At 75.4% G+C, this 7,732-nt stretch carries 8 protein-coding genes; 3 read left to right on the top strand and 5 right to left on the bottom strand.

All coding sequences use genetic code 11. The features are described 5' to 3' along the window. From CCN56_RS28860 to CCN56_RS28850, 3 genes are all read left to right on the top strand, one after another. On the top strand, nt 1–825 hold an 825-nt coding region (locus CCN56_RS28860; RefSeq protein ID WP_086830922.1), incomplete at its 5' end, for a dihydrodipicolinate synthase family protein. Nucleotides 826–904: 79 nt separating this feature from the next. Next, nucleotides 905–1,909, top strand: a complete 1,005-nt coding sequence (locus tag CCN56_RS28855) for a proline racemase family protein (RefSeq protein WP_086830921.1) — start codon at nt 905–907, stop codon at nt 1,907–1,909. A 70-nt stretch (nt 1,910–1,979) separates the two neighbouring features. Next, nucleotides 1,980–2,657 (top strand): GntR family transcriptional regulator, encoded by a 678-nt coding sequence (locus CCN56_RS28850; protein WP_086830920.1) that lies wholly within the window; start codon nt 1,980–1,982, stop codon nt 2,655–2,657. Nucleotides 2,658–2,661: 4 nt separating this feature from the next. On the opposite strand, the gene CCN56_RS28845 is transcribed toward CCN56_RS28850, so the two are convergent. Genes CCN56_RS28845 through fabI form a run of 5 tightly spaced genes read right to left on the bottom strand, consistent with a single transcriptional unit; the run spans nt 2,662 to nt 7,670 of the window. Continuing rightward, nucleotides 2,662–4,164, bottom strand: a complete 1,503-nt coding sequence (locus tag CCN56_RS28845) for a long-chain fatty acid--CoA ligase (protein WP_086830919.1) — start codon at nt 4,162–4,164, stop codon at nt 2,662–2,664. Next, nucleotides 4,164–4,907 carry a 4'-phosphopantetheinyl transferase gene (locus CCN56_RS28840; protein ID WP_373412910.1) on the bottom strand — a complete coding sequence of 248 codons (744 nt, stop codon included), beginning with the start codon at nt 4,905–4,907 and terminating at the stop codon, nt 4,164–4,166. The genes CCN56_RS28845 and CCN56_RS28840 overlap by 1 nt, the downstream gene beginning before the upstream one ends. Before the next feature lie 23 nt (nt 4,908–4,930). Beyond that, nucleotides 4,931–5,851: an alpha/beta fold hydrolase gene (locus tag CCN56_RS28835; protein WP_086830918.1), complete on the bottom strand. Its 921-nt coding sequence runs from the start codon at nt 5,849–5,851 to the stop codon at nt 4,931–4,933. Continuing rightward, a complete protein-coding gene (locus CCN56_RS28830; RefSeq protein WP_086830917.1) occupies nt 5,848–6,816 on the bottom strand; it encodes a beta-ketoacyl-ACP synthase 3 in 969 nt (322 codons plus the stop codon). The genes CCN56_RS28835 and CCN56_RS28830 overlap by 4 nt, the downstream gene beginning before the upstream one ends. Further along, a complete protein-coding gene (fabI, locus tag CCN56_RS28825; RefSeq protein WP_086830923.1) occupies nt 6,813–7,670 on the bottom strand; it encodes an enoyl-ACP reductase FabI in 858 nt (285 codons plus the stop codon). The genes CCN56_RS28830 and fabI overlap by 4 nt, the downstream gene beginning before the upstream one ends. Nucleotides 7,671–7,732 lie beyond the last annotated feature (62 nt).

The raw sequence follows: 7,732 nt of genomic DNA, 5'->3' as shown, positions 1-7,732 counted from the left end.
GTCGACCACGACGCCTACGCGCGGCACGTGGCCCGGCTGATCGCCGACGGCTGCGACGGCGTCGTCCCGAACGGCTCCCTCGGCGAGTACCAGACCCTCACCGACGACGAGCGCGCCCGGGTCGTCCGTACCGCCGTCGAGGCCGCCGGGGACGGGGCCAGGGTCATGCCGGGCGTCTCCGCGTACGGCAGCGCCGAGGCCCGCCGCTGGGCCGAACAGGCCGCCGAGGCCGGCGCCGGCTCGGTCCTCCTCCTGCCGCCCAACGCCTACCGGGCCGACGAGCGGTCCGTACGCGCCCACTACGCCGAGGTGGCCGAGGCCGGGCTGCCCGTCGTCGCCTACAACAACCCGTACGACACCAAGGTCGACCTCACCCCCGCGCTCCTCGCCCGCCTCCACGCCGACGGCAGCGTCGTCGCCGTCAAGGAGTTCAGCGGCGACGTCCGCCGCGCCTACGAGCTCGCCGAACTCGCCCCCGGCCTCGACCTGCTCGTCGGCGCCGACGACGTCCTCCTCGAACTCGCCCTCGCCGGAGCCGTCGGCTGGATCGCCGGCTACCCCAACGCCCTCCCGCGCGCCTGCGCCACCCTCTACCGCGCCGCCGTCGCCGGCGACCTCGCCGTCGCGCTGCCGCTCTACCGCTCGCTGCACCCGCTCCTCCGCTGGGACTCCAGGACCGAGTTCGTGCAGGCGATCAAGCTCTCCATGGACCTCGCCGGCCACACCGGCGGCGCCACCCGGCCGCCCCGCCTCCCGCTGACGCCCGAACAGGAGGCCGTCGTGCGCGCCGCCACGGAGAAGGCCCTCGCCGAGGGCCACGCGTAGCCGAGCCCTCCCACCACCGGAAGGCCCTCGCCGAGGCCACGAGCAGAGCCCGTCATCCACCCATCAGAAGGGGGACCCCATGCGCACCCGCCACGTCTACCACGCGGTGGACTCCCACACCGAAGGCATGCCCACCCGCGTCATCACCGGCGGCTTCGGGATCATCCCCGGCGCCACCATGGCCGAGAGGCGACTCCACTTCGCCGAGCACCTCGACCACGTCCGCACCCTCCTCATGTACGAGCCGCGCGGCCACGCGGCGATGAGCGGCGCGATCCTCCAGCCGCCCACCCGCCCCGACGCCGACTACGGCGTCCTCTACATCGAGGTGTCCGGCCTCCTTCCGATGTGCGGCCACGGCACCATCGGCGTCGCCACCGTCCTCGTCGAGACGGGCATGGTGCCGGTCGTCGAACCGGTCACCACCGTCCGCCTCGACACCCCCGCCGGGCTGGTAAGCGTCGACGTCCGCGTCGAGGACGGCCGGGCCCGCTCCGTCACTCTCACCAACGTCCCCGCCTTCTCCGTCGGGCTCGACCTCAAGGTCGACGTCCCCGGGTACGGCACGGTCACCTACGACCTCGCGTACGGCGGCAACTTCTACGCCTTCGTCGACCTCGACGCCCTGGGCCTGCCGTTCGACCGCGCCCGCAAGCAGGAACTGCTCGCCGCCGGGCTCGCGGTCATGGACGCCGTCAACGCCGGTCCCGACCGGCCCGTCCACCCCGAGAACCCGGCCTTCGCCGGGGTCAAGCACGTCTATCTGACCGCCCCCGGCTCCGACGCGACCCGCTCGCGCCACGCCATGGCCATCCACCCCGGCTGGTTCGACCGCTCCCCGTGCGGCACGGGCACCAGCGCCCGCATGGCCCAGCTGCACGCCCGCGGACTGCTCGCCCCGGGCACCGACTTCGTCAACGAGTCCTTCATCGGCACCGAGTTCACCGGGCGCATCGTCGACGAGACGACCGTGGGCGGACGGCCCGCCGTCGTCCCGACCGTCACCGGCCGCGCCTGGATCACCGGCACGGCCCAGTACTTCCTCGACCCCGACGACCCGTTCCCCGCCGGATTCCTGCTCTGAGACGATGGTGATGGGCCGGGGAAACGTGACATTGTACGATGCTCCTCCGTGACTTCTCGGAGGACGCACGATGGGTGACCTGAAACAGTACGGCCTCGTCAGGGCGCAGGAACGGCTCCGCGACCAGGTCGGCCACGCCCTTCGCGCCGCCCTGATCGCCGGCGAACTGCGCCCCGGCCAGGTCTACTCGGCCCCCGGCCTCGCCGCCGACCTCGGCGTCTCCGCGACCCCGGTCCGCGAGGCCATGCTCGACCTGGCCCGGGAGGGCCTGGTCGAGCCCGTCCGCAACAAGGGCTTCCGCATCACCGAGGTCAGCGAGCGGGACCTCGACCAGTACACCGAGCTCCGCACCCTCATCGAGGTCCCCACCATCGGCCGGGTCACCCGCCGGGCCACCCGGGAACAGCTGGAGGAGCTGCGCCCGGTCGCCGAGGAGATCGTCTCGCGCGCCCGCGAGCACGACCTCATCGGCTATCTGGAGGCGGACCGCCGCTTCCACCTCGCGCTGCTGGCCCTCTCCGGGAACGAGCGGCTCGTCGAGACCGTGGGAGACCTGCGCAAGCGCTCCCGGCTGTACGGCCTGACCGGCCTCGACGAGGCCGGCAAGCTGGTCTCCTCCGCCGAGGAGCACGTCGAACTCCTCGACCTGATGATCGCCGGGGACGCGCCCGCGGCCGAGGCGTGCATGGAGCGTCACCTCGGCCATGTCCGCTCCTTGTGGGCCGACCCGGACGCCGGGGACGAGTAGGCCCCTACACCCCTTCCGGCGGGACGATCTCCCGCTTGAGGACTTTCCCCGTCGGGCCCTTCGGCAGGGCGTCCGTGAGCCAGACCCGGCGCGGGTACTTGTACGGGGCGACCCGCTCCCGCACGTGCGCGCGCAGTTCGGCGGGGGAGATCCGGCTGCCGGGCCGCAGGACGACCGCGGCGGCGACCTCCTGCCCGTGCACCGGGTGCGGGACGCCGAGGACGGCGGCCTCCGCCACGCAGGGGTGGAGGTGGAGGACCTCCTCCACCTCCCTCGGGTACACGTTGAACCCGCCCCGGATCACGACGTCCTTGACGCGGTCGACCACCCGGAAGTCGCCCGTCGCGTCCCGGGTGCCGAGGTCGCCGGTGTGCAGCCAGCCGTCCCGTACCGTCTCGGCGGTGGCCTCCGGGCGGCGCCAGTACCCCTTCATGACGTTGTGGCCCCGTACGACGAGCTCGCCGACCTCGCCGTCGGGGACCTCCTTGCCGTCCCGGTCCACCACGCGCATCTCCACGCCCTCGATCGGGACGCCGATCGTGCCGGGGGAGCGCGGCCGGTCGATCCGGTTCACGCAGGCCAGCGGCGACGACTCGGACAGGCCGTACCCTTCGAGGACCGCGCAGCCGAACGCGGACTCGAAACCGTTCAGCACCGCCACCGGGAGCGGCGAGCCGCCGCACAGGCAGACCCGCAGCGAGGACACGTCGTACCGGGCGCGGTCCGGGTGCCGCAGCAGCAGCGCGTACATGGTGGGGACGCCGAGGAAGACCGTCACCCGGTCCCGGGCGACGAGCGCGAGCGCGCCCGCCGGGTCGAAGCGGGCCATGAGGGTCAGACAGGCGCCCACGGCCACCGCGCAGCCGAGCCCCATCACCTGCCCGAAGGAGTGGAAGAGCGGCAGCCCGCCGAAGACCACGTCCGAGGGCCCGAGACGCAGGACCCGCACGCCCTCGTCGACGTTGCGCCGGATGTTGCGGTGGGTGAGCTCGGCGCCCTTCGGGGCCCCGGTCGTGCCGGAGGTGTAGAGCACGACCGCCGTGTCCTCGGGCGTACGGGAAACGGCCTCCACGCGCGCGTGGGCCGCCAACAGCTGCGTGAACTCCGCCGGTTCGACCGCCAGGTGCGGGGTGCCCGCGAGCCGCGCGCCCTCGGCGGCCTCCTCGCCGTCCCGGTGCCAGGCGAGGAGCAGCGCCGCCTCGGCGTCCGCCAGACAGTGCCGGACCTCGCCCGCGCGCAGCAGCGGATTGAGCGGGACGACGATCGCGCCCGCGCGCAGGACGCCGTAGTAGAGCACGGCGAACAGCGTGCTGTTCGGGAGCATGAGCGCGACCCGGTCGCCGGGCCCGACCCCGCGCGCGTGGAGCAGCGCGGCGGCCCGGTCGGCGAGGTCGTCGAGCACCCCGTACGTCAGCGCGTCGGTGCCGAGCCGCAGCGCGGTCCGGCCGGGATGCGCGGCCGCGCTCCGGGCGAGGAGTACGGGAACGGTGCCGTCGTCGACGCTCATCAGAGGTGCTCCTTCGGGTCCGTACGGTTCGGGGGCGGCGGTACGGGGCGGGGGACGGCGACCGCGGTCAGCAGCAGGCCCCCGCGGACGAGCCAGCGACCGGGCAGCACGCGGGGGAAGGGGTACGGCCCCGCCGGCGACGGGACGCCCGGGGCGACCAGAAGCCGCGCCCGGAACCGGCCGGCGGCCCCGGAACCTTCCGCACGCGCGCGCGGGGGCGGGTACGGGTGCACCTCGGCGTCCTCGAAGCCGAGCAGGCCGCCCCCGTGACCGCTCCAGGCCTTGTAGACGGACTCCTTGGCGCTGAACAGCAGCCGGTCCCAGGCGATGTCCGGCCGCAGGACGGCCAGTTCGCGCAGCCGCGCCTCCTCCGGGCCGAACGCCACCGCCTCACGGACCCCGGAGGGCAGCGGCGCGTGCGGCTCGGCGTCGATGCCGAGGCCGAGGAGACGGGCGGCCGGTGCCACCGCCGCGCCCCGGTATCCGGAGCAGTGCGTGATGCTGCCGACCGTGCCCGCGGGCCACGCGGGCGCCCCGCGCCGCCCCCGCAGGAGCGGGGCCGCCGGGACCCCGAGGGCGGCGAGGGCCCGGTGCGCGCAGCGCCGGCCCGCCGCGAACTCGCGCCGCCTGCCGGGCACGGCGCGCGCCATCAGGGCCTCCTCCTCGGCGAAGAGCCACAGAGGGGCGTGCTCGTGGGTCTCTTCGGCCCAGTGCACCCGGCCGGGCAACAGCGCGCCGAGCAGGAACGCCTCCTCGCCCCGCGCGCTCACGCCCGGGCACCCGACGGGGCGGGAGCGGGCCCGGCCGGGACCGGTGGGAACCCCGCCCACACCGCGATCCGTTCGACCAGGCCCGCGTGGTGCCGGATCCAGCGGAAGTGGTCCAGCGGGCGGCCACCGGCGTCCGACGAGCGGTAGCTCCAGCGCTCGACCCGCGCCGAGGGAAGCTTCGCGCACAGGTGGTCCACGGCCCGGGGCGGTGCGAGCGCGTCGCCCTCGACGTCGACGGCGAGCACGGGCAGGCCGACGCCCCGCAGCGCCTCCTCGTAGTCGGCGGCGGCGCCCACGGCCCCGTACCGCCCGGTCCGCATCTGCCGGGCCCAGTCCCGCATCACGCCCACCGACTCGCGCCCGCCGAAGCCGAACCGGTGCCCCGGCCAGTACCCGAGCAGCTCCGCACCGGCCACGCACAGCAGGCTCCGTACGAGCCACCGCGCACCCGGCCGGGGATCCGCCCCCGTACCGAGCGCGCGCCACCACGCCGAACCGCTCGCGACGAGCACGACCCCCGCGAGGCGCGGCCGGAGCAGACCGCAGTGCACCAGACCGAGCTGGCCGCCGAGGCTGTGCCCCAGGAGCAGCCTCGGCGCCTCGGGGAAGGCGCGTTCGACGGCGTCGAGGACCGCGCCGATGTCGTGCTCGACGAGCTCGCGGTAGCCGAAGCGGACCCCGCGCGCCGGGACCGGGGTGCTCTCGCCGTGGCCCCGCAGGTCCGTCGTCACCACGGTCGCGCCCCGCCGGTGCAGCGCCCGCGCCAGCGGGGTGTAGTGGCGGGCGGCGGTGCCCATCGCGGGGAGGACGACCACGACCGGGGCGGTGGGCTCGGGGCGGGCGTGGACCCGGACCACGAGCGTGGCGCCGTCGGGGGCGGTCAGCTCGGCGAGTACGGGAAAGGGCGGGGCCTTCATGGTGCCGTCCCCGTGTCCCCGTCCGTCAGGCGCCAGCCGATCACGCCCGCGCCCCAGGTGACGCCCGCGCCGAACGCGGCCACCCCGAGCAGGCCCGTCGGGCCGAGGCGGCCCTCCTGCCAGGCCTGGCGGAGGGCGAGGGGGATGGAGGCCGAGGAGGTGTTGGCGACGCGGTCGACGTTGAGGTAGAGCCGCTCCGGGGGGACGCCGAGCTCCTTGCCCACCGCCCGTACGATGCGCGCGTTGGCCTGGTGGGCGACGAACAGGTCGACGTCGTCGGCGGTCAGCTCCCGCCGCGCGAGGACGTCCCGGGCCGCCTCGCTCATCCTCTCCACGGCCTGGACGAAGATCTCGGGGCCGTCCATCCGGAGCTTCCGGTCGTAGCGGTCGGCGTAGAGGAGGGGGATCAGGTCCCCGTCCGAGCCGAGCCGGAACGCGGGTTCGGGAGCGCCGCCCGTGTCCACGTCCGCCACCACCACCGCCCCGGCGCCGTCGCCGAGCAGGACCGCCGTCGAGCGGTCCTCGTGGTCGGTGATCCGGGTCAGCGCCTCGGCGCCGCAGACCAGGACGGTGCTCGCCCGGCCGGACTCGACCAGGGCGACGGCGTGGTCCAGGGCGTACACGAACCCGGCGCAGGCCGCGTGCAGATCGAACGCGGCGGCCCGGTCCGCCCCCAGCCGGGCGGCCACCTCCACGGCGAGGCCCGGGGTGGTCCGGTCGGGGGTCGTGGTCGCCACGACGACGTGCCCCACGTCCCGCGCGGTGCGGCCCGCCTGCGCCAGCGCCGTACGGGAGGCGGCGAGCGCGAGGTCGGCGAGGTGCCCGTCCTCCGGCAGGAAGTGGCGCTGCCGGATCCCGGTCCGCTTGACGATCCACTCGTCGGAGGAGCCGATGGCGGCGAAGTGGCTGTTGGGCACGGCCCGTTCGGGCAGCGCGGAGCCGATGCCGACGATCGCCGCGGTCATGAGCGGTCCTCCTTGCCGGCGCGGGGCGGGGCGCCGATGCCCGGGGGTTCGCCGACGGCGTTCGCCCCCATGCGGACGGCGTGCATCCCGCCGTCCGCGTGCACGATCTCCCCGGTGACGGTGGCCGCCAGGTCCGAGAGCAGGAACAGGACGGGGCCGACGAGCCGGGCCGGATCGGCGCGGCTCCAGCCGAGCGGCGCCTCCTGCTCCCAGCGGTCGGCGATCCGGTCGAAGGTGCTGACGGCCCGCCCGGCCACGGTCTCGACCGGGCCGGCGGCGACGAGGTTGACGCGGATGCCGGAGTGCCCCAGATAGAGCGCGAGGTAGCGGCAGACCGCGCCGAGCGTGGCCTTGCCGACGCCCATCCAGTCGTACCCCGGCCAGGCCCCGGACGAGTCGAAGTCGAGCCCGACGACGCTGCCCCTGGCCGCGCCGGCGCCCCCGCCCTCGCGCAGCAGCGGGGCGAGCGCGGTGGTCAGCGAGTGCAGCGAGAACGCCGCCGTGCGCAGGGCGAGCGTCGCGCTCTCGACGGGCGTGGTGAGGAAGTTGCCGCTGAGCGCGGACTGCGGGGCGGCGGCGATCGCGTGCAGGACGCCGTCGACCGCGCCCCAGCGGCGCTCCAGCTCCTTCGTGAGCGCGTCGAGGTCCTCGGGGCGCGTCACGTCGAGCTCCAGGACGTCGGCCGGGAACGGGAGGCCGGAGGCCGCCGCCTCCGTGATCCGCCGGGTCCGCCCGAAGCCCGTGAGCAGGACCTCCGCGCCCGCCTCCTGGAGGGCCCGCGCGGTGTGCCAGGCGATCGAGTCGTCGTTGAGGACGCCGGTCACCAGATAGCGGCGCCCCGAGAAGCCGAGCAGGTCGGGGACGCCGTGGGAGTCACGGATGCCGCGGGGGTCGGCGACGCCGTAGGGGTCGGGGA

This window comes from Streptomyces sp. NRRL B-24572 (assembly GCF_002156145.1).
In the GTDB taxonomy this organism is placed as follows: Bacteria; Actinomycetota; Actinomycetes; order Streptomycetales; family Streptomycetaceae; genus Streptomyces; species Streptomyces vietnamensis.
This window is presented reverse-complemented; position numbering and strand designations above follow the sequence as displayed.